18 protein-coding genes are annotated in these 20,134 nt (G+C 57.5%); 10 read left to right on the forward strand and 8 right to left on the reverse strand.

From position 1 onward, the window contains the following. Positions 1 to 11 precede the first annotated feature (11 nt). From ABOC21_RS16710 to mntR, 5 genes are all read right to left on the reverse strand, one after another. Positions 12 to 1,331 (reverse strand): PTS sugar transporter subunit IIC, encoded by a 1,320-nt coding sequence (locus ABOC21_RS16710; RefSeq protein ID WP_426815350.1) that lies wholly within the window; start codon positions 1,329 to 1,331, stop codon positions 12 to 14. An 83-nt stretch (positions 1,332 to 1,414) separates the two neighbouring features. Continuing rightward, positions 1,415 to 2,788: a glycoside hydrolase family 1 protein gene (locus ABOC21_RS16715; protein ID WP_426815351.1), complete on the reverse strand. Its 1,374-nt coding sequence runs from the start codon at positions 2,786 to 2,788 to the stop codon at positions 1,415 to 1,417. 161 nt (positions 2,789 to 2,949) lie between these two features. Beyond that, positions 2,950 to 3,987 (reverse strand): aldo/keto reductase, encoded by a 1,038-nt coding sequence (locus ABOC21_RS16720; protein ID WP_426815352.1) that lies wholly within the window; start codon positions 3,985 to 3,987, stop codon positions 2,950 to 2,952. A gap of 107 nt (positions 3,988 to 4,094) precedes the next feature. Next, entirely contained in the window at positions 4,095 to 5,207 is a 1,113-nt protein-coding gene (locus ABOC21_RS16725; protein WP_426815353.1) for an anion transporter, read from the reverse strand. After that, positions 5,204 to 5,677 carry a manganese-binding transcriptional regulator MntR gene (gene mntR / locus ABOC21_RS16730; RefSeq protein WP_045854573.1) on the reverse strand — a complete coding sequence of 158 codons (474 nt, stop codon included), beginning with the start codon at positions 5,675 to 5,677 and terminating at the stop codon, positions 5,204 to 5,206. The genes ABOC21_RS16725 and mntR overlap by 4 nt, the downstream gene beginning before the upstream one ends. 183 nt (positions 5,678 to 5,860) lie before the next feature. Between mntR and mntS the strand changes: the two genes are divergently transcribed. Both mntS and ABOC21_RS16740 read left to right on the forward strand, forming a co-directional pair. Beyond that, positions 5,861 to 5,986, forward strand: a complete 126-nt coding sequence (gene mntS / locus ABOC21_RS16735) for a manganase accumulation protein MntS (protein ID WP_426815354.1) — start codon at positions 5,861 to 5,863, stop codon at positions 5,984 to 5,986. A gap of 268 nt (positions 5,987 to 6,254) precedes the next feature. Further along, positions 6,255 to 7,832, forward strand: coding sequence for a phosphoethanolamine transferase (locus tag ABOC21_RS16740; RefSeq protein ID WP_426815515.1), 1,578 nt, complete (start codon positions 6,255 to 6,257; stop codon positions 7,830 to 7,832). 105 nt (positions 7,833 to 7,937) lie between these two features. Here ABOC21_RS16740 and ompX read toward each other — a convergent pair whose 3' ends face one another. Continuing rightward, complete coding sequence (ompX, locus tag ABOC21_RS16745) at positions 7,938 to 8,447, reverse strand: outer membrane protein OmpX (protein ID WP_426815355.1); 510 nt, start codon at positions 8,445 to 8,447, stop codon at positions 7,938 to 7,940. A 353-nt stretch (positions 8,448 to 8,800) separates the two neighbouring features. Here ompX and rhtA point away from each other — a divergent pair, with 353 nt between their 5' ends. From rhtA to ybiO, 6 genes are all read left to right on the forward strand, one after another. After that, a complete protein-coding gene (rhtA, locus tag ABOC21_RS16750) occupies positions 8,801 to 9,688 on the forward strand; it encodes a threonine/homoserine exporter RhtA (RefSeq protein ID WP_426815356.1) in 888 nt (295 codons plus the stop codon). A 244-nt stretch (positions 9,689 to 9,932) separates the two neighbouring features. Beyond that, the gene (gene dps, locus ABOC21_RS16755) at positions 9,933 to 10,436 is read left to right on the forward strand and encodes a DNA starvation/stationary phase protection protein Dps (protein WP_426815357.1); all 504 of its coding nucleotides are present in this window, start codon (positions 9,933 to 9,935) and stop codon (positions 10,434 to 10,436) included. Positions 10,437 to 10,838: 402 nt separating this feature from the next. Next, a complete protein-coding gene (gene glnH, locus ABOC21_RS16760; RefSeq protein WP_426815358.1) occupies positions 10,839 to 11,585 on the forward strand; it encodes a glutamine ABC transporter substrate-binding protein GlnH in 747 nt (248 codons plus the stop codon). Between the two features lie 165 nt (positions 11,586 to 11,750). Then, complete coding sequence (gene glnP, locus ABOC21_RS16765) at positions 11,751 to 12,410, forward strand: glutamine ABC transporter permease GlnP (RefSeq protein ID WP_095095381.1); 660 nt, start codon at positions 11,751 to 11,753, stop codon at positions 12,408 to 12,410. Beyond that, positions 12,407 to 13,129 carry a glutamine ABC transporter ATP-binding protein GlnQ gene (gene glnQ, locus ABOC21_RS16770; protein ID WP_426815359.1) on the forward strand — a complete coding sequence of 241 codons (723 nt, stop codon included), beginning with the start codon at positions 12,407 to 12,409 and terminating at the stop codon, positions 13,127 to 13,129. Before glnP ends, glnQ begins: the two co-directional genes overlap by 4 nt. A gap of 109 nt (positions 13,130 to 13,238) precedes the next feature. Beyond that, on the forward strand, positions 13,239 to 15,455 hold the full coding sequence (gene ybiO, locus ABOC21_RS16775) for a mechanosensitive channel protein (protein WP_426815360.1): 2,217 nt from the start codon (positions 13,239 to 13,241) through the stop codon (positions 15,453 to 15,455). 58 nt (positions 15,456 to 15,513) lie between these two features. On the opposite strand, the gene rlmF is transcribed toward ybiO, so the two are convergent. Further along, positions 15,514 to 16,428 carry a 23S rRNA (adenine(1618)-N(6))-methyltransferase RlmF gene (gene rlmF, locus ABOC21_RS16780; protein ID WP_426815361.1) on the reverse strand — a complete coding sequence of 305 codons (915 nt, stop codon included), beginning with the start codon at positions 16,426 to 16,428 and terminating at the stop codon, positions 15,514 to 15,516. A gap of 95 nt (positions 16,429 to 16,523) precedes the next feature. Between rlmF and ABOC21_RS16785 the strand changes: the two genes are divergently transcribed. Next, positions 16,524 to 17,147: a flavin reductase family protein gene (locus tag ABOC21_RS16785; RefSeq protein ID WP_426815362.1), complete on the forward strand. Its 624-nt coding sequence runs from the start codon at positions 16,524 to 16,526 to the stop codon at positions 17,145 to 17,147. A 24-nt stretch (positions 17,148 to 17,171) separates the two neighbouring features. Here the strand turns inward: ABOC21_RS16785 and ABOC21_RS16790 are convergent, their stop codons facing one another. Beyond that, positions 17,172 to 17,543: a LysR substrate-binding domain-containing protein gene (locus tag ABOC21_RS16790; RefSeq protein ID WP_426815363.1), complete on the reverse strand. Its 372-nt coding sequence runs from the start codon at positions 17,541 to 17,543 to the stop codon at positions 17,172 to 17,174. A gap of 276 nt (positions 17,544 to 17,819) precedes the next feature. Here ABOC21_RS16790 and ABOC21_RS16795 point away from each other — a divergent pair, with 276 nt between their 5' ends. Continuing rightward, complete coding sequence (locus ABOC21_RS16795; RefSeq protein WP_426815364.1) at positions 17,820 to 20,108, forward strand: catecholate siderophore receptor Fiu; 2,289 nt, start codon at positions 17,820 to 17,822, stop codon at positions 20,106 to 20,108. Positions 20,109 to 20,134: the final 26 nt, after the last annotated feature.

The following is a 20,134-nucleotide window of genomic DNA, read 5'->3' on the forward strand; positions in this document are numbered from 1 at the left end:
GCCCTTCCTTATTATTCATTTATCCCATTGTTTTTTAACGCCACTCTCTCGGATATCTTGAGGAATGGCAGGTAGAAGAATACACCAAAGGTGATGATTATCAACTGCACCACCACCGCCCGCCAGTCCCCCGCCGTCGCCAGCCAGGCGCTGAGCACCGGCGGCGTGGTCCACGGGATCATCACCACACAGCGCGACATCAGCCCGAGCGTGGTGCACAGCCAGGCGAAAAAGATGCCGATGGCGGGCAGCAGCACGAACGGGATCATCAGCGGCACGTTGAAAACGATCGGCAGGCCGAAAATCACCGGCTCGTTGATATTGAACAGTCCCGGGGTTATCGCCAGCCGCGCCACCTGCTTTGAGGCCTGCTGCCGCGAGAAGAGAAAGATGGCGATCAGCAGAGAGATGGTGCTGCCGGTACCGCCCACCATGCCGAAGGTCGGCACGAAGATATTGTTAATAATATGCGGAATCGGCTGGCCGCTGGCGTAGGCCAGCATATTCTCATTGGTATTAATCAGCAGGAACGGCTCCAGCACCACGCTGTTGACGACCGACTGATGAATACCCAGCGTAAACAGGAAGTTGCCGAAGCTGTAGATAAAAATGGTCCCCGGCAGGCTGGTATTAATCAGGCGCAGCGGCTGCTGGATAAGCGTGGTGATCAGATGGATAAGATCGGTGTGCAGCAGGTTATTCAGCAGCGCCGCCAGCGCCGCAAACAGCGACAGCGTAAGAATGGCCGGGATGAGCGATGAAAACGATTGGCCCACCGCCGGCGGCACGTTCTCGCCAAGGTTGATGGTCAGGCGCTTAATTCCGGCGATGCGCATAAAGATCTCCGTCGCCACCAGACCAATGAGCACGCCGGCGAAAATACCGGTAGAGCCGATGTTGGCGAAGGTCAGCACCGACGTCAGGCTGATCGCCGCCTTCCCGCCAACGGGAACCAGATCCACCTGCATCGGCATCATAATAATAAAGCTGCAGATAGCGATAACGACGGTCGAAACCGGGTTAGCGAAGTTTTTGTTACGCGCCAGCGACCACGCAATCATCGGCGCAATCAGCAGCGCGGCGATATTCAAGGTCCCGTTGATAATCGCATCGCCCCATACCTTAAAGTGCGCCAGCGTGTCGCCCTCCAGTATCCAGGGAAACACCACGTTATTCACCAGCACCGCCAGCCCTGCCAGAATGAAAATCGGCATGACTCCGGCAAACGCATCGCGCAGCGAACGCAGGTGTACCTGGTTGGCGATACGCGCGGAAAACTCAACAAAGCGATCGGTCAAAGACTGCATACTGGACGTTGTGTTATCAGACATTTTGCAGAATCCTCTTCATCACTTACCCGTACTCCCCGCCAGGTTGCAGCCTGGCGGGGATAACCCGGTGCGGCCCGCGCGAACTACATCTCTTCACCGTTGCTGTGGATCGCTCGTTTCAGCCATGCGTAGCTTTTCTTCGGCACGCGTTTAAGGTCTTTAAGATCGTGGTTTTCGCGGTTGACGTACACCACTCCGTAGCGTTTGCGCATATCGCCCTGCGAGCTGAGAATGTCGATCAGCCCCCAGCCGAGATAGCCGATCACCTCCGCGCCGTCCTCAAAAATCGCCTCTTTCATGGCGTTAATATGGTCGCGGTGGTAGGCGATACGGTAGTCGTCGACAATCATATTTTCGCCATCCCAGGACTCAATCACCCCGATACCGTTTTCAATCGGGAAGACCGGCAGACGCCAGTCGTTGTAGTAGCGGGTGATGATGGTGCGAAAGCCGAGCGGATCGATTTGCCAGTTCCATTCCGTCGACTTCAGGTACGGGTTGTCCTTATCGCCGAACTGCATGTAGTAGTTCACCTCGGTGCCTTCCGGGATCGGATCGCTGCTGAGCGTGCGGCTGGCGTAGTAGCTAAAGGCCATATAGTCATTTTTATTCTGCGCAATCAGGGCCAAATCCTCTGCGCGATAGATATCGCCGAAGCCTTCACGGGCGACCACGGCCATCACCTCGGGGCTGTAGCCCTGACCGGCATAGACCCGCAGCAGATTCTGGTTGAGAAACTCATCATGCTGCTGAGCGCAGAAAACATCGCGCGGCTGGCAGGTCGCCGGGTAGATAAGCTGATGCGCCAGCATGCCGCCCATTAGCCTGCCGGGTTGGGTTTCGTGCAGGTACGCGGTGAGATGGACGTGCGCCATCATGGTGTAATGCTGGATCGCGTACAGCTCTCGGAGCGTTTCATCACCGTGCATATAGCCCGCAATGCGGAAGGCAATCGGCATGTGGAAAATATTCTGCTCATTGAAGGTCAGCCAGTACTTCACCTTGTCGCCGTAGCAGTCGATCATTTTCCTGCCGTAGCGCACAAAGGCCTCCATCACGCGGCGATCGATAAAGCCGTTGTACTCATTCGCCAGCGCCAGCGGCATGTCAAAATGGTACAGGCAAATCATCGGTTCAATGCCGCGGGCAATCAGAGCGTCGATAAAGCGGTGGTAGAAGGCGATCCCTTCTTCGTTGAACTCGCCGTCGCCGGTCGGGCAAACGCGGCTCCAGGAAATCTGGAAGCGATAGCAGTTCATTCCCAGATCCTGCATTAAATCAAAGTCTTCTTCATAGCGATGGTAGGAGTCGGTCGCCACCTTCCAGTCCGAGGCAAACTCTGCGGGCTCGCGAATATCGTAGACCGACATCCCCTTGCCGCCCTCATTCCACGCCCCTTCCGTCTGCATGCTGGAAACCGAATTGCCCCATAAAAAATCCTTTGCCAGTGTCTTCATCGTTCACTCCGTTACTATGACTAGTCATTAAAAAATCATGACTAGTCATATAGAATGAAATGATAAATCACGCAAAGGCGTTGTGCCGTTTTTGTGAGCGATTTCGAAAAGAGAGGGGAGAAAGCGGCGGGACAGCGCCCGCCGCGAGGGTGGTGACAGGATTAATCGTTAAGCTGATTGCGGCGATATTCGCCCTGGCGCTCGAGCATCCAGCCGGGATATTCGCGCGGCAGCGCGCTCACCGCATCCAGCCGACGCAGATCCTCTTCGCTGAGCTGGATCCCGGTAGCGGCAATATTATCCGCCAGCTGCTCCGGACGTTTGGCGCCGATAATCACGCTGGTCACCGCCTGCTGATGGAGCAGCCAGGCGAGCGCCACCTGCGCGACCGAGGCGCCCCTGGCGTCGGCCACTTCGCGCATCGCGTCCACGCAATCAAAGGCGCGATCCTTATTCACCGGCGGAAAATCAAATTCCAGCCGCCGGCCGCCCGCTTCCCCCTGGCCGTCGCGGGTATATTTGCCGCTCAGCAATCCGCCCGCCAGCGGGCTCCAGACCATCAGCCCCAGCCCTTCGCTCTGCATCATCGGCACCAGCTCGCGCTCAAGGTCGCGCCCGGCGATGGTGTAGTAAGCCTGCAACGAGGCAAAACGGGGCAGACCGAGGCGCTCAGCGATCCCCAGCGCCTTGACGATTTGCCAGGCCGCCCAGTTGGATATGCCGATATAGCGGACGTGCCCCTGGCGGACCAGGGTGTCGAGGGCGTAAAGGGTCTCTTCCACGGGCGTGGCCGGATCGAAACCGTGCAGCTGGTAGAGGTCAATATGATCGAGCTGCAGGCGTCGCAGGCTCTCTTTAACGCTGCTGAGAATATGATAGCGGGAGCTGCCGCGCGAGTTAACGCCGGCGGTGCCGGTTTCACCGAACACTTTGGTGGCCACCACCACGTTTTCGCGCGGGACCTTGAGATTTTTTAGCGCCTGGCCGGTTATCTCTTCCGAACGCCCTTCCGAATAGATGTTGGCGGTGTCGATAAAGTTAATTCCGGCATCCAGGGCGCTGCCCACCAGCTGCTCGGCTTCCGCCTGGCGCAGCCGGCCAACTTTCCCCCACATCCCCTCTTCGCCGCCAAAGGTCATGGTGCCAAGGCACAGCTCAGAGACAAACAGACCGGTATTTCCGAGTTTTTTATAACGCATCGGACTCTCCTCATCAGGATAATTAACATCAGCGCTATAGTTATACTCCCGGCCGCGCGAGCGCGAATGGGGGGATCCTGTTCGTTTCTTGCCCAATCCTCTGAATATCAGAAACCGAAGTGCAGCATGGCGTAGCCCAGCAGCGCCGCCCACAGCAGCATCGGCAAGGAGTAAAGATGAAAGCGCCACCAGATGCGCCGATCCCCCGCCATGCGCAGGGCAATCAGGTTGGCCAGCGAACCGGGAAGCAGGCCAAAGCCGCCGACGTTAACCGCCCAGGCCAGCAGCGTCGACGGGGGGACGTAGTTGAGCAGCAGAATGGTGGCCGGGACGTTGCTGATGAACTGCGACAGGCCGATCGCCGTCAGCCACAGGCCGCCGGAGGAGAGCTGGCCGACGCCGCTCAGCAGCTGATGCAGCGCCGGCAGCTGGATCAGCAGGTGCACGTCAATAAACATCACCATAAAGACCAGCAGCAGGGACCAGTCGACGTTGATAATCACCGCGCGCGCCAGCAGCAAAAAGCCGATGACGATCAGCGCGAGCCCCCAAAGCTCCTGCTTCATCTCTAACGTCGTGAGGAAAATCAGATAAAACGCCAGGCAGCTCCAGACCAGCTTCGGCCGCCAGGCAGGCACCCGCTCGCCGCTGTGATAGGTGAGGCGGACGGCGGAAAAACAGCACCAGCACAGCGCCAGCAGCGTTATCATCATCGCCGCCGCCAGCGGCAGCATCTGGCCGATAAACGCCGGGAAACTGAGGCCGGAGCGCCCCCAGAGCAGAATGTTTTGCGGGTTGCCGATCGGCGTCAGCAGCGAGCCGGCGTTGACCGCCAGCGCTTCGAAAATAATCAACCGGTTAACCGGAATGGCGCACCATTTTTTTAACGTCAGCGTGAGCGGAACGACGATAAAAAGCGCCACGTCGTTGGTCAGGAAGGTAGAAAGCAGCGCCGCCGCCAGCACCATAAAGATAGCCAGCTGGCGTTCGGTCACAAACCGCCGCGCCATTTTGCGGCCCAGCACGTCAAAATAGCCGCTCAGCTCAACCCCTTTGGTCAGCAGCATCAGCCCGCTGAGGGTAATAATCGTCTGCCAGTCGATAGCCTGAGGCCAGCTGGCGGGGGAAAAAGGCACAAAAAAGCTTAATACGCCGGCAATAATCAGCAGTAAATGCAGGAAGCGGTCACTCGCCAGCGACCGAACAAAGGGCAGGTTCATTCCCCCTTCTGTCCGTGCTTGAGCGTAAACTGGCTAAAGGCCTCCAGCGTCTCCTGGCTTACGTGATGCTCCATCCCTTCGGCATCGCGCCGGGCGATCTCCGGGCTGACGCCGATCACCAGCAGGAAGTTTTCCACAATCTGATGACGTTCGCGGCTCTCGTGCGCCAGCTTCTCGCCTTCCGGGGTTAAAAAGACGCCGCGCCACGGGATCTGCTCGATCAGTCCGACGCTGGCCAGACGCTTGAGCATTTTAGCGACCGTCGGCTGCGAAACGCCCAGCCGCGCGGCCATATCGACCTGGCGCGCTTCGCCCACTTCGCGGATCAGATCGGAAATCAGCTCAACGTAGTCGTCAATCAGCTCGCGACGGTGCGCCTCACGCACCTGACGAAACCCCTCAACGTGCTCTTCAACATTCACTAGCTGCGTCACTTTTTTTGTTATTTGTTTGCCTGCGCGACGATTCATTGTGCTTCCTCAAATACGTGTGACGCATCAAACGTCATCTCAAAGATGAGCCATTGTAAATGATCGAGCCCGTAGCACAAAAAATTAACTTTTTAGCCATAGCTATAAAATATAGCCTGTGCTATATCTGTATGTAATGCAAACATCCTTCAAGGAGCGAAGGCGAAATCACAGGAGGTTACGATGAACGAACTCAAGAGGTGCTTACAGGTGTTTACCCACTCCCCATTTAAAGTACGCTTAATGCTAATCGGTATGCTGTGCGATCTGCTCAACGGCAAAAAAGAGCAGAACAAACCGGGCAACTAACGCGGCGTTGCCGTACGCCGCGTCATTTTTTGGTCATAATTCCTCGTCATACTGGTCCGTTTCCCCGCCTTTCCGGTACTTTTTTCAAGTTTTGTAAGCTTTCTCCCAAAACAATCCGTTATGGCTAGTTGACCTTAGCATTTGCAAGCCCTATCTTTTGTCAGCCCTGCCACTACTGCGGCTCGCAGAGACCCTCTTCCGGCACTGTCCAGCAGGTTTTACCCCTTGATGCCAGGGGATGCACATGGCGTCTTTTTGATTGTTAACTATGAATCTCACCCTGAAAGAAACGCTGGTCGCTCGTGGATTGGTCCTGAACCCGTGGACCGGATTCTACTTTTTACAGTCCCTGCTGATTAACCTGGCCCTTGGCTACGATTTTAGCCTGCTCTACGCCGTTGCCTTTACATGCGTGCTACATCTGCTGTGGCGCAGCTTTCCGCGCGTGCAGAAGGTGGTGGTCGGCGGCTACTCGCTGCTTGCCGCGCTCTATTATCCGTTTGGCCAGGCCTACGGGGCGCCCAATTTCAATACCCTGCTGGCGCTGCACGCCACCAACGTTGAAGAATCCACCGAAATTTTGACCATCTTTCCGTGGTACAGCTATCTGCTGGCGCTATTTATTTTTGCGCTGGGCGCGATCGCCGTGCGCCGCAGGCCGGAAGAACGGCAGCGCTGGGGCAAAATGGAGAGCCTCGGCCTGCTGTTCAGCGTCGGCATTTTCTTCCTGCAGCCGGTGCAGAATCTGGCGTGGGGCGGCGTCTTCAAGGTGATTGATACCGGCTACCCGGCGCTGCGCTTCGTCAAAGACGTGGTGGTGAATAATAACGAGGTGCTGGACGAGCAGGCGCGCATGGCGCAGCTGGCGAATATGAAAGACAGCTGGCACGTCGTGGCGGTAAAGCCGAAATATCATCTCTACGTGGTGGTGATTGGCGAAAGCGCGCGGCGCGACGCGCTCGGCGCCTTCGGCGGCCACTGGGATAACACTCCTTTCGCCAGCTCGGTGAACGGCTATCTGTTCAATGACTACATCGCGGCCAGCGGTTCAACGCAAAAGTCGCTGGGCCTGACGCTTAACCGGGTGGTGGACGGCAAGCCGCAGTATCAGGACAACTTCGTCACGCTGGCCAACCGCGCGGGCTTCCAGACCTGGTGGTTCTCGAATCAGGGGCAAATCGGCGAGTACGATACGGCGATTGCCAGTATTGCCAAACGCGCCGACGAAGTGCAGTTCCTCAAAAACGGCGATTTTGAGGCCAACAAAAATACCCAGGATGAGCAGCTGCTGAAGCTCACCGAGCAGGTGCTCTCCACCCAGCGCACGCAGCCGCAGCTGATCGTCCTGCATTTGATGGGCTCGCACCCGCAGGCCTGCGACCGCACCAAAGGAAAATATACCGTCTTTGTGCAATCAAAAGAGACCTCCTGCTATCTCTACAGCATGACGCAAACCGATACGCTGCTGGGTAAGCTCTATAGCCAGCTGCAGAACTCCGGCGATAGCTTCTCAATGACCTATTTCTCCGATCACGGCCTGGCCTTCAAGGAGCGCGGAAAAGAGGTGCAGTACCTGGCGCACGACGATAAGTTCCAGCAAAACTTCCAGGTGCCGTTTATGGTGCTGTCCAGCGATGATAAAGCGCACAAGGTTATTAAGGCCCGCCGCTCGGCCAACGATTTCCTCAGCTTCTTCTCACAGTGGACCGGGATCGGTGCAGAGGAGATAAAGCCGCGCTATCGCTTTATCTCTGAGCAAAAGGCCGGGCCGGTTTTCATCACCAACTTCCAGCTGCAGAAAGTGGACTATAACCATCTGGGCAGCGATCTGTTCACGACCCAGTAGGCCGCCTCATTCGCCGTCGGGATCGCTGATGGCGAAAGGTTATGCCGAATGACAGGCAAAAAAAATCCGCCCCTGTGAGGCGGATTTTTTATATCACCGAAGTGATTAGAAGCGGTAACCAACGCCCGCGATCCAGGTACCAACGTCAACGTTACGAATGCGCGACTGCTCGTAGGAGAAGTCCAGCGCAACGTTTTCGATCGGGTTGAACTGCAGACCGGCGCCGTAGGAGAAACCGTAGTCGCTCATGTCAGATTTGTTCGGGTAGCTGTTGTCCTGGAATTTACCGTAGCCAACGCCCACTACGCCGTAGACGCTTGCCCAGTCGTTAAGACGGTAAGCCGGGCCCGCGGTGATGCCGTAGTACTGGCCTTTTTCGTATACGCCAGATTCGGTGCGATCTTTTTCAGTGTAGGTGAAGGAACCGATAACACCCAGCGGGCTATTGTCTTGCTCGTAACGGTACTTCAGGTTGAAACCGCCTGCTTTATTCGCTTCGCCCTGCATGTCGCTCTGCGCATAACCACCGGTAACGGTAGAAGTTGCAGCGAACGCGGTACCTACAGATGCAGCCAGTACAACAGCTAGTGCTGAAAAACGTGCAATTTTATTCATAACCACCTCAAATGTGCTTCTAATAAGTCCTAAGTCTTAAATATATCAAAAACTTTCAGGAAACTCTTTTCACTTTACAGTGTCTAACATACCTTTTCATGTAACCAAAAGTTTCCACAAAACTATAACAAACTGGAAAACAATCGTTTTTAGCGGATACAATCATATTTATGCGCGCAGACCGCCGAACAAGCATCCAGATAATTCCTAATCGCCAGCAGAGTGTTTCAGCGCCTATCACCTCATTATACTCGCCTCTGCGAGGATTTTTTCAACAATAGCTCAACCGCCATTGGCTAATTCATTTACACTGGAACCTTTACCGCTTTTGACAAATTTTGACAGGAGAAAGGATGCCCGGCTCGTCCCGTAAGGTTCCGGCGTGGTTGCCGACGGCTGTTATTTTAATCGCCATGATCTCTATCCAGAGCGGCGCATCGCTGGCGAAATCACTCTTCCCGCTGGTCGGCGCGCCCGGCGTGACCGCCCTGCGACTGGCGCTGGGCACCCTGATACTGGTGGTCGTTTTCAAGCCCTGGCGGCTGCGCTTCGCCCCCGAACAGCGCCTGCCGCTGCTCTTTTACGGCCTCGCGCTGGGGGCGATGAACTATCTGTTTTACCTATCGATTCAGCGCATACCGCTGGGTATTGCGGTGGCACTCGAGTTTACCGGCCCGCTGGCGGTTGCCCTGTTCGGCTCGCGGCGTCCGCTCGACTTCGTATGGGTGGTTCTGGCGGTTCTCGGGCTGTGGTATCTCCTGCCGCTGGGACAGAACGTGGCGCAGGTGGACCTCACCGGCGCGCTGCTAGCGCTGGGCGCCGGGGCCTGCTGGGCGGTCTATATTCTTACCGGCCAGCGCGCGGGCGAAGAGCACGGCCCGGCAACGGTGGCGATGGGCTCGCTGATTGCCGCGGTGATTTTTGTGCCGCTGGGGATGCTGCAGGCAACGGATACGCTGTTTCAGTGGTCGCTGCTGCCGCTGGGCCTGGGGATCGCCGTGCTCTCTACCGCGCTTCCCTACTCGCTGGAAATGATCGCCCTCACCCGTATGCCGAGCAAAACATTCGGCACCCTGATGAGCATGGAGCCCGCCCTTGCCGCGCTATCGGGAATGGTGTTCCTTGGCGAGACGCTGACCTTCACGCAGACCCTGGCGCTGGGGGCGATTATCCTCGCCTCGATGGGGTCGACGCTGACGATGCGGCGGGAAACGCAGCTGAAAAAAGTCGATATCGGCTAAATTATCGGACGCTTCTGCACGGCCGCCGCGCCGTGCAAAATTCGCTAAAACGCCAGCAGACTCATTGATTTAAAGGTTTTTTAAAATTACCAACACGCCTGCGCTATCAAACCGATAGAGACTACCGACGCCGCCTTTTGCGTATCCGTTGCTATACTTGACCCCATGAGTTACCGGGGACAAGCGCTCCATATAATTCGAATTTGATGTATGACGAGTATAAATATCAAGAGGATATGAAACTATGAGTACCGCAAAACTGGTTAAAACTAAAGCGTCTAACCTGCACTATACCCGCAACGATGTGGCCGACAGCGAGAAGAAAGCCACCGTTGAGCTGCTCAATCGTCAGGTTATCCAGTTCATCGACCTGTCGCTGATCACCAAACAGGCGCACTGGAATATGCGCGGTGCCAACTTTATTGCCGTTCATGAAATGCTGGATGGCTTCCGCACGGCGCTGACCGAACACCTCGATACGATGGCCGAACGTGCCGTACAACTCGGCGGCGTTGCGCTGGGCACTACCCAGGTTATTAACAGCAAAACCCCGCTGAAAAGCTATCCGCTGGACATTCATAGCGTCCAGGATCACCTGAAAGAGCTGGCCGACCGCTACGCGATTGTAGCCAACGACGTGCGCAAAGCGATTAGCGAGGCAAAAGACGAAGATACGGCCGATATCTTCACCGCCGCTTCTCGCGATCTGGATAAATTCCTGTGGTTTATCGAATCTAATATCGAATAATCGGCACACCGACTGCCGTCAGCCCCGCTGGCGGCACTGCCTCTTTCCCCTCGCCTTTCCCGCTTTTTTCTCACCCACGCTTAAACGCACCATTTTAGTGCACCACAATGGTCAAAATGCGTACTAAAGTAAATCAAATGTAATAATCACCTCACACAATCGTTACAGCAAGATTGTTTTCCCATCGGTGTTTGCGTTAAAAATGTTCTTGTTATTCGGCATATTTATGACGCACCAAAATGACGCCCCGTCTTGGTGCATATTGCGTTTGCCAGACCCGAAAGCGTGCAACAGGAACGCCCCTGGTTGTTATAAAACAACAGGTTGTAAAACTGGCACGATTTTTTCATAGGGTTACTCGTTCTCGCAGGGGATCGTCCCGTGGATAAAAAAGGAAATGCTATGAAGTCTGTATTAAAAGTTTCACTGGCTGCACTGACCCTGGCTTTTGCGGTTTCTTCCCAGGCCGCTGAAAAACAACTGATTGTTGCGACCGATACGGCGTTTGTTCCGTTTGAATTTAAGCAAGGCGATAAGTACGTTGGCTTCGATGTCGACCTGTGGGCCGCCATCGCCAAAGAGCTGAAACTGGACTATACCCTGAAGCCAATGGATTTCAGCGGCATCATCCCGGCGCTGCAAACGAAAAACATCGACCTCGCGCTGGCGGGGATTACCATTACCGAAGAGCGTAAAAAAGCGATCGACTTCTCCGATGGCTACTATAAAAGCGGCCTGCTGGTGATGGTGAAAGAGAACAATAACGATATCAAAGACGTGAAGGATCTGAACGGTAAAGTGCTCGCGGTTAAAGGCGGCACCGGCTCCGTTGACTACGCTAAGGCCAATATCAAAACCAAAGACCTGCGCCAGTTCCCGAACATCGATAACGCCTATATGGAGCTGGGTACCGGCCGCGCCGATGCCGTACTGCACGATACGCCAAATATCCTGTACTTCATCAAAACCGCCGGCCACGGCCAGTTTAAAGCGGTAGGCGAGTCGCTGGAAGCGCAGAGCTACGGCATCGCGTTCCCGAAAGGCAGCGACGAATTGCGTGAAAAAGTGAACGGCGCGCTGAAAACCCTGCACGAAAACGGCACCTACAACGAAATTTATAAAAAATGGTTCGGTACTGAGCCAAAATAATAATCAGACCGTATCCGCACGGATATATCACTTACAGGCCTGCTGAGGTCTGGTCGCCCGGCACCGGCGCTTGCGCCCTGTGCCGGGCATCGCCTCGCAGCAGGCCTGAGTCATTTTTTCTCAGAGGGCGATCCTCTGTTTTCAACACGGTAACAGGAACCCATTATGCAGTTTGACTGGAGTGCCATCTGGCCCGCCATTCCGATTTTGCTGGAAGGCGCCAAAATGACGCTGTGGATCTCGGTCCTCGGCCTGGCTGGCGGTCTGATAATCGGCCTCGTCGCCGGTTTCGCCCGCTGCTTTGGCGGCTGGATAGCGAACCATATCGCGCTGGTCTTTATTGAAATTATTCGCGGCACCCCGATCGTGGTGCAGGTCATGTTTATCTACTTCGCCCTGCCGATGGCGTTTAATGATTTACGCATCGATCCGTTCTCCGCCGCGGTGGTGACGATCATGATCAACTCCGGCGCCTACATCGCGGAAATTACCCGCGGCGCGGTGCTCTCTATCCACAAGGGCTTTCGCGAAGCCGGCCTGGCGCTCGGCCTCTCCCGGGGCGAAACAATTCGCCACGTGATCCTGCCGCTGGCGCTGCGCCGCATGCTGCCGCCGCTGGGCAACCAGTGGATCATCAGCATCAAAGATACCTCGCTGTTTATCGTCATCGGCGTTGCCGAACTGACCCGTCAGGGACAGGAGATTATTGCCGGTAACTTCCGCGCGCTGGAGATCTGGAGCGCCGTTGCCGTTATTTATCTCATTATCACCCTGGTTCTGAGCTTTATTCTGCGCCGTCTTGAAAGAAGGATGAAAATCCTGTGATTGAATTTAAAAACGTTTCCAAACACTTTGGCCCAACCAAGGTACTGCATGATATCGATCTGCAGATTAGCAAAGGCGAAGTCGTGGTGATTATCGGGCCTTCCGGCTCCGGTAAATCAACCCTGCTGCGCTGTATCAACAAACTGGAAGAGATCACCAGCGGCGAGCTGATTGTCGACGGCCTGAAGGTCAACGATCCGAAGGTAGACGATCGCCTGATCCGCCAGGAAGCCGGCATGGTGTTCCAGCAGTTCTATCTCTTCCCGCACCTGACGGCGCTGGAGAACGTGATGTTCGGGCCGCTGCGCGTGCGCGGGGCGAAGAAAGAGGCGGCCGAGAAGCTGGCGAAAGATCTGCTGGAAAAAGTGGGACTGGCGGAACGCGCGCACCACTATCCTTCAGAGCTCTCCGGCGGCCAGCAGCAGCGCGTGGCTATCGCCCGCGCGCTGGCGGTGAAGCCGAAAATGATGCTGTTCGATGAGCCAACCTCCGCGCTGGATCCGGAGCTGCGTCATGAAGTGCTGAAGGTGATGCAGGATCTGGCAGAGGAAGGGATGACGATGGTTATCGTTACCCACGAAATCGGCTTCGCCGAAAAAGTGGCCTCGCGCCTGATCTTCATCGATAAAGGGCGTATTGCGGAAGATGGCGATCCGCAGGTTCTGGTCAAGAACCCGCCGAGCCCGCGCCTGCGCGAATTCCTGCAGCACGTTGCCTGATCGTCAAAGGCTCCCCCGCCGCGGGGAGCCGCTTTCCAGATTCATCCCAGCCCCGGCCTCCCGACATCGTCTTCTATACTTACTGGTTTGAGACGCAACGGAGGTGCTCGTGCCGTGGATCCTGTTACTGCTTGCCGCGCTATTTACCGCCCCGCTTTCCGCCGCGACCCTGCCCGGCGTCCCGGCCGCCGGCGCGCAGCAGTCCGCCAGTCATGAACCCGACCTTGAGCAGAAAAAGGCCGCCTACGCGGCGCTGGCCGACGTGCTGGATAACGATGCCGCGCGCCAGGAGCTAATCGACCAGCTGCGCACCGCCGCCGCCACGCCGCCGCCGGCCAGCGCGCCCACGCTCGCGCCGCCGAAAGAGGAAGATCAGCCGACGGTGCTGGAAAACGTCACCCACATCAGCCGCGAATACGGCGAGCGCTTCTCGTCGCGCTTCTCGCAGCTGTGGCGCAATATTACCGGCGCGCCGCATAAGCCTTTCCATGCCGATACCTTTCGCCACGCCGCGGGGACCTTCCTGCTGCTGGCGACGCTGGTCTTTATCTTCTGGTGGCTGGTGCGGCTGGCCGCGCTGCCGCTGTATCGCAAAATGGGCCAATGGGGACGGCATAAAAACCACGATCGCAGCAACTGGCTGCAGTTGCCGGCCACAATCGCCGGCGCTTTTATCTTCGATCTGATCCTGCTGACGCTCACGCTGTTCGTTGGCCAGCTCCTCAGCGACAGGCTAAACGGCGGCAACCGCACCATCGCCTTTCAGCAGAGCCTGTTTCTGAACGCCTTCGCGCTGATCGAGTTCTTCAAAGCCATTCTGCGGCTAATCTTCTGCCCGCGGGTGGCCGAGCTGCGGCCGTTTAACCTCAGCGACGACAGCGCGAAATACTGGAGCCTGCGCCTGAGCGCGCTCAGCAGCCTGATTGGCTACGGCCTGATCGTCGCCGTGCCGATTATCTCCAACCAGGTCAACGTCCAGGTCGGCGCGCTGGCCAACGTGGCCATTATGCTGTGCATCACCCTGTGGGCGCTGTACCTGATTTTTCATAACAAGCACGTGATTACCGAAGGGCTGATTCATCTGGCGGATCGCTCCCTGGCCTTCTTCAGCCTGTTTATCCGCGCCTTCGCGCTGGTGTGGCACTGGCTGGCCTGCGCCTATTTCATCGTGCTGTTTTTCTTCTCGCTTTTCGACCCCGGCAACAGCCTGAAGTTTATGATGGGCGCCACGCTGCGCAGCCTGGCGATCGTCGGCGCCGCGGCGCTGATCTCCGGCATTCTGTCGCGCTGGATAGCCAAAACCATCACCCTGTCGCCGCAAACCCAGCGCAGCTACCCTGAGCTGCAGAAACGGCTTAACGGCTGGATCTCCGTGGCGCTGAAGGTAGCGCGCATTTTGGTGGTCGCCGTCGCCATTATGCTGCTGCTCAGCGCCTGGGGGCTGTTCGACTTCTGGAACTGGATGCATAACGGCGCCGGACAGAAGGCGGTGGATGTGCTGATCCGCATCGCGCTGATCCTGTTCTTCTCCGCCATCGGCTGGACGCTGCTCGCCAGCCTGATCGAGAACCGCCTCGCCTCGGATATTCACGGCCGTCCGCTGCCGGGCGCCCGGGCGAGAACGCTGCTGACGCTGTTTCGCAACGCGCTGGCGGTGATCATCAGCACCATCACCGTGATGATCCTGCTCTCCGAAGTGGGGGTGAATATCGCCCCGCTGCTGGCCGGCGCCGGGGCGCTGGGGCTGGCTATCTCTTTCGGCGCGCAAACGCTGGTGAAAGATATTATCACCGGCATTTTTATTCAGTTTGAAAACGGGATGAACACCGGCGATCTGGTAACGATCGGGCCGTTAACCGGCACGGTGGAACGGATGTCGATTCGCTCGGTCGGGGTGCGACAGGATACCGGCGCCTACCACATTATTCCGTGGTCTTCGATCACCACCTTCGCCAACTTCGTGCGCGGCATAGGCTCGGTGGTGGCGAACTATGATGTCGATCGCCATGAGGACCTCGACAAGGCCAATCAGGCGCTGAAGGATGCGGTGACGGACGTGATGGCCCAGGAGGAGGTGCGCGGACTGGTGATTGGCGAGCCGTCGTTTGCCGGGCTGGTCGGTCTGAGCAATACCGCCTTTACCCTGCGGGTGACCTTTACCACGCTGCCGCTGAAGCAGTGGACGGTACGTTTTGCGCTGGATACCCAGGTCAAAAGGCACTTCGACCTTGCCGGCGTGCGCGCCCCGGTGCAAACCTACCAGCTGCTGCCGACGCCCGCCTCCGCCGTCGACGGGCCGCCAGCCCCGGCGGAGCCAACGCTATAGCGCCCCGGCTGCGCGGCGCGGGCCGGGGCGCGAAGCAGGAGCGCGGCCGCCGAACGGCTTAAAACGGGCGTCGACGCTTCGCTTCATCCATAAAGGTCCAGGCGATAAAGCGGCTCTGCTTCTGCCCCTGCGCCATCTCCTTTTTCACCACCTTCACCGCGCCGGCTTCGCTCAGGGCGCGATACAGCGGCGGCAGATTGTCGCCGCGGGAAACCAGCGACGTAAACCATTTCACCTGACGGCCAAACTGCCGGCTCTCCTGGATCATCCGGGTGATGAAGGCTACTTCGCCGCCCTCGCACCACAGCTCCTGCTGCTGGCCGCCGAAGTTCATCACGCTATCGGCGCCCAGGCCGAGGTTACGCCGTTTGCGCTCGCCGCCCGCCTGCGCGCTGGCGGCGGAGTCGTGGAACGGCGGGTTGCACAGCGTCGCGTCAAAACATTCGTTTTTATGGATCACGCCGGTAAAAATCGCCGCGGCGTCTTTTTGACGACGCAGGCGAATCTGACGGCTCATTCCCGGGTTGCCGGCGATAATGGCCTGGGCGCTGGAGATCGCCTGCTGGCTGATTTCGCTGCCGGTAAAGCGCCAGCCGTACTCGTGCGCGCCGATCAGCGGGTAGATGCAGTTTGCGCCGGTGCCGACGTCGAGAATGCTCGCGTTCTCAGGAATAGCGCCGGTATCCAGCGCCAGCAGGTCGGCGAGATGGTGGATATAATCCGCCCTTCCCGGCACCGGCGGACACAGGAAGCCATCCGGAATATCCCAGTGTTTCACCGCGTAAAAGTGCGCCAGCAGCGCCTTATTTAGCGCCTTCACCGCGAGGGGGTTGGCAAAGTCAACGGTCTGCTCGCCCGCCGGGTTCAGGGTGATAAAGCCCTCGAGCTCGGGGTGAGCCAGGCACAGCGCGGGCAAATCATAGCGTTGGTGATGACGGTTACGCGGGTGTAACCCCGGTTTCTGGGCTTTCATGGCAATCTCCTTTGAACAGCCGCGTAAGATACCCGTTGACGGCGGCGCGGTAAATAAGGGAGTCTGGATATCTCCTCTTCCGCTACGGATATTGTATGTATTTCTATCAACCTTCGCAGGGGCACGGCCTGCCTCATGACCCGCTGAACGCCATTATCGGGCCGCGCCCGATCGGCTGGATCGCCTCGCTGGATGCGGCAGGACAGCGCAATCTCGCGCCCTACAGCTTCTTTAACTGCTTCAACTATCGGCCACCGATTATCGGCTTTGCCAGCAGCGGTTGGAAGGATAGCGTACAGAATATTGTCGAAACCAAAGAGTTTGTCTGGAACCTGGCAACCCGCCCGCTGGCCGAAGCCATGAACGAGACCTCAGCCAGCATCCCGCGCCACGAAGATGAATTCGTCCGCGCCGGGCTGACCGCCGCCAGCCGGATCGTCGCCGCCCCGCGGGTGGCGGAGAGCCCGGTGAACTTTGAGTGTCGCCTCTCGCAGTGCATCCGCTTAACCGCCGCCGACGGCACCCCCGTCGACAGCTGGCTGGTACTTGGCGAGGTTGTCGCGGTTCATATCGACGAGTCGCTGCTGGAGAACGGCGTGTACCAGACCGCGAAGGCCCGGCCGATTCTCCGCGCCGGCGGTCCGAGCGCCTACTACGGTATCGATGAAAGCCTGCGTTTTGACCTGATCCGCCCGGATGACCGCCAGCGTAAACAATGAAAAGCGGCCTGCGCCGCCGCGGCTTCACTCCACCAGGCTTATTGCGTGCAGGTATTCAATAAACGCTTTGGCCTGGCTGGAGATCTTCTGATTTTTCCGCGTCAGGATGTAATACGCTTTGTAATGCCTGACTTTATGCGTAGGGAGCGGCAGCACAAGCGCGCCGGAGGCGATATGTTCGCGAACCAGAGACAGGCCGCAAAGCGCAACGCCGACGCCTGAAATGGCCAGCGACATCAGGACATTGGACTCGCCAACGACGTGCCCGTCGTTAAGATTCAGCCCCTTGCAAGGGTGACATTTGAGCCAGAAATTCCAGTCGGCATAGTCGCGCTCGTGCAGGATTCTGACGCGGGCGAGATCGTCCGGCGTTTCAATTCGAGAATAGCGCCGCAAAATGACGACCCGCGGCAGCACGCTGCCGCGGGTCGTACCTCTCCCTTCCCCTGGCCCATAGCGTCGCTTTATGTAGAAAAAATGTAGTGCATGTAAAGAAATGTATTTATTTTTTTATCAATGAGTGATAGAAATTTGCCGTTATTTGATAATGGTTATCAGAATCATTATCAAACGCATTGCTAATTTAACAAATCACCTGCAGTGGTCGGGGCACGGCATCGCTTTGCCTGCGCCCTTAATGGCTTAAATTAAAACTATAAGTTGCTTATTGAAATGGACAAAAAACAAAATTTACCGTTCAGCAGTTTTGGCTCGCTGACGATCTTTACCGGCCTGTGTCTGAGCCTGTCGCCGACGGGACAGGTGCTGGCAGCGGGTAGCACTGAAAAAAATAGCGGCGAAACGCTGGTGGTGGAAGCGCAGGCTCCCTCTCTGTATGCCCCCACGCAATCCGCCGATCCTAAGTTTTCCCGCCCGCTGGCGGATACCACGCGGACGATAACGGTGGTTTCCGATCAGGTGATGAAAGATCAGGGCGTCACCAACCTCACCGACGCGTTGAAAAACGTCCCGGGCGTGGGGGCATTTTATGCCGGTGAAAACGGCAGTTCGTCCACCGGCGACTCCGTTTATATGCGCGGTGTCGATACGTCAAACAGCATCTATATAGACGGCGTTCGTGATATCGGCAGCGTGACCCGCGACACCTTTAATACCGAGCAGGTCGAAGTCATCAAGGGCCCATCGGGTTCTGACTACGGCCGCAGCGCGCCAAGCGGCTCCATCAATATGATCAGCAAGCAGCCGCGGCTGGACTCAGGCATTGATGCCTCCGCCAGCGTCGGCAGCGCCTGGTTCCGTCGCGGCACCCTCGATATCAATCAGGCGGTTGGCGATACCAGCGCGGTGCGCCTGAACCTGATGGGTGAGAAAACCCACGATGCCAGTCGCGACAACGTTAAAAATGAGCGTTACGGGGTTGCGCCATCCGCCGCCTTCGGCCTCGGCACCGACAACCGCCTGTACCTGAACTATCTGCACGTGACCCAGCACAACACCCCGGACGGCGGCATTCCGACTATCGGCCTGCCGGGATATTCTGCCCCGAGCGCGGGCACCGCGGCCCTGAATCACTCCGGGAAAGTGGCAACCAGCAACTTCTACGGCACCGATTCGGATTACGACGACTCCACCACCGATACGGTGACCATGCGCTTCGAGCACGATCTGAGCGATAACACGACGATCCGCAACACCACCCGCTGGTCGCGCGTGAAGCAGGATTATCTGCTGACCGCGGTGATGGGCGGCGCCACCAACATCACCCAGCCGAATCCGAACGACGTCGGCACCTGGAGCTGGTCGCGCCTGGCGAACACCAAGGATGTCAGCAACAAAATTCTGACCAACCAGACCAACCTGACCTCAAAGTTCTATACCGGATCGATCGGACATGACATCAGCGCCGGCTTCGAGCTGACCCGCGAAACGCAGACCAACTACGGCGTTTATCCGATTACGCCGCCGTCGGTCAATATTTACCACCCCAACAGTGGCATCTCCATCGGCGGGCTGGACCGCAGCGGCGCCAACGCCAACGGCCAGACCGACACCTTCGGGGTCTATGCCTTCGATACCCTGCAGATTACCCGTGATTTCGAGCTGAACGGCGGCATTCGTCTGGATAACTACCAGACCAAATACGATAGCGCCAGCCTGTGTGGCGGTACCGGACGCGGCGCGATTGCCTGCCCGGACGGCGTGGCGAAAAACTCGCCGGTGACCACCGTTGATACCTCAACCAGCGGCAACCTGGTGAACTGGAAGGCCGGCGCGCTGTATCATCTGACCGATAACGGCAACGTCTACGTCAACTATGCGATCTCCCAGCAGCCTCCTGGCGGCAACAACTTTGCCCTGGCGCAGAGCGGCACGGGGAATAGCGCCAACCGCACCGACTTCCAGCCGCAGAAAGCGAAAACCAGCGAAGTGGGCACCAAGTGGGAGCTGATGGATAAACGTCTGCTGCTGACGGCGGCCCTGTTCCGTACCGATATTGAGAACGAAGTCGAGCAAAACGACGACGGCACCTACTCCCAGTACGGTAAGAAGCGCGTTGAAGGCTATGAGCTGTCGCTGGCCGGCAATATCACCCAGGACTGGCAGGTTATCGGCGGCTATACCCAGCAGCACGCCAGCGTCCGCGAGGGCAAAAACATCGCTCAGGACGGCACCAGCTCGCTGCCGTACACCCCTGAGCACGCCTTTACCGTCTGGAGCCAGTACCAGGCCACCGATGCTCTTGCCCTTGGCGCCGGCGCGCGCTATGTCGGCAGTATGCACCGCGGCAGCGATGGCGCCGTCGGCACCCCGTCCTACACCGAAGGCTACTGGGTGGCGGATGCGAAGGTCGGCTATCGCATTAACCGTAACCTCGATCTGCAGCTGAACGTCTATAACCTGTTTGATACCAACTATGTCTCCTCTATTAACAAGAGCGGATACCGTTATCATCCGGGCGAACCGCGGACGTTCCTGCTGACCGCCAACGTGCACTTCTAATCCACACGCGGGGCGGCAACGCCCCG

It is taken from the genome of Klebsiella sp. WOUb02, from assembly GCF_050058015.1.
Lineage (GTDB): Bacteria > Pseudomonadota > Gammaproteobacteria > Enterobacterales > Enterobacteriaceae > Klebsiella.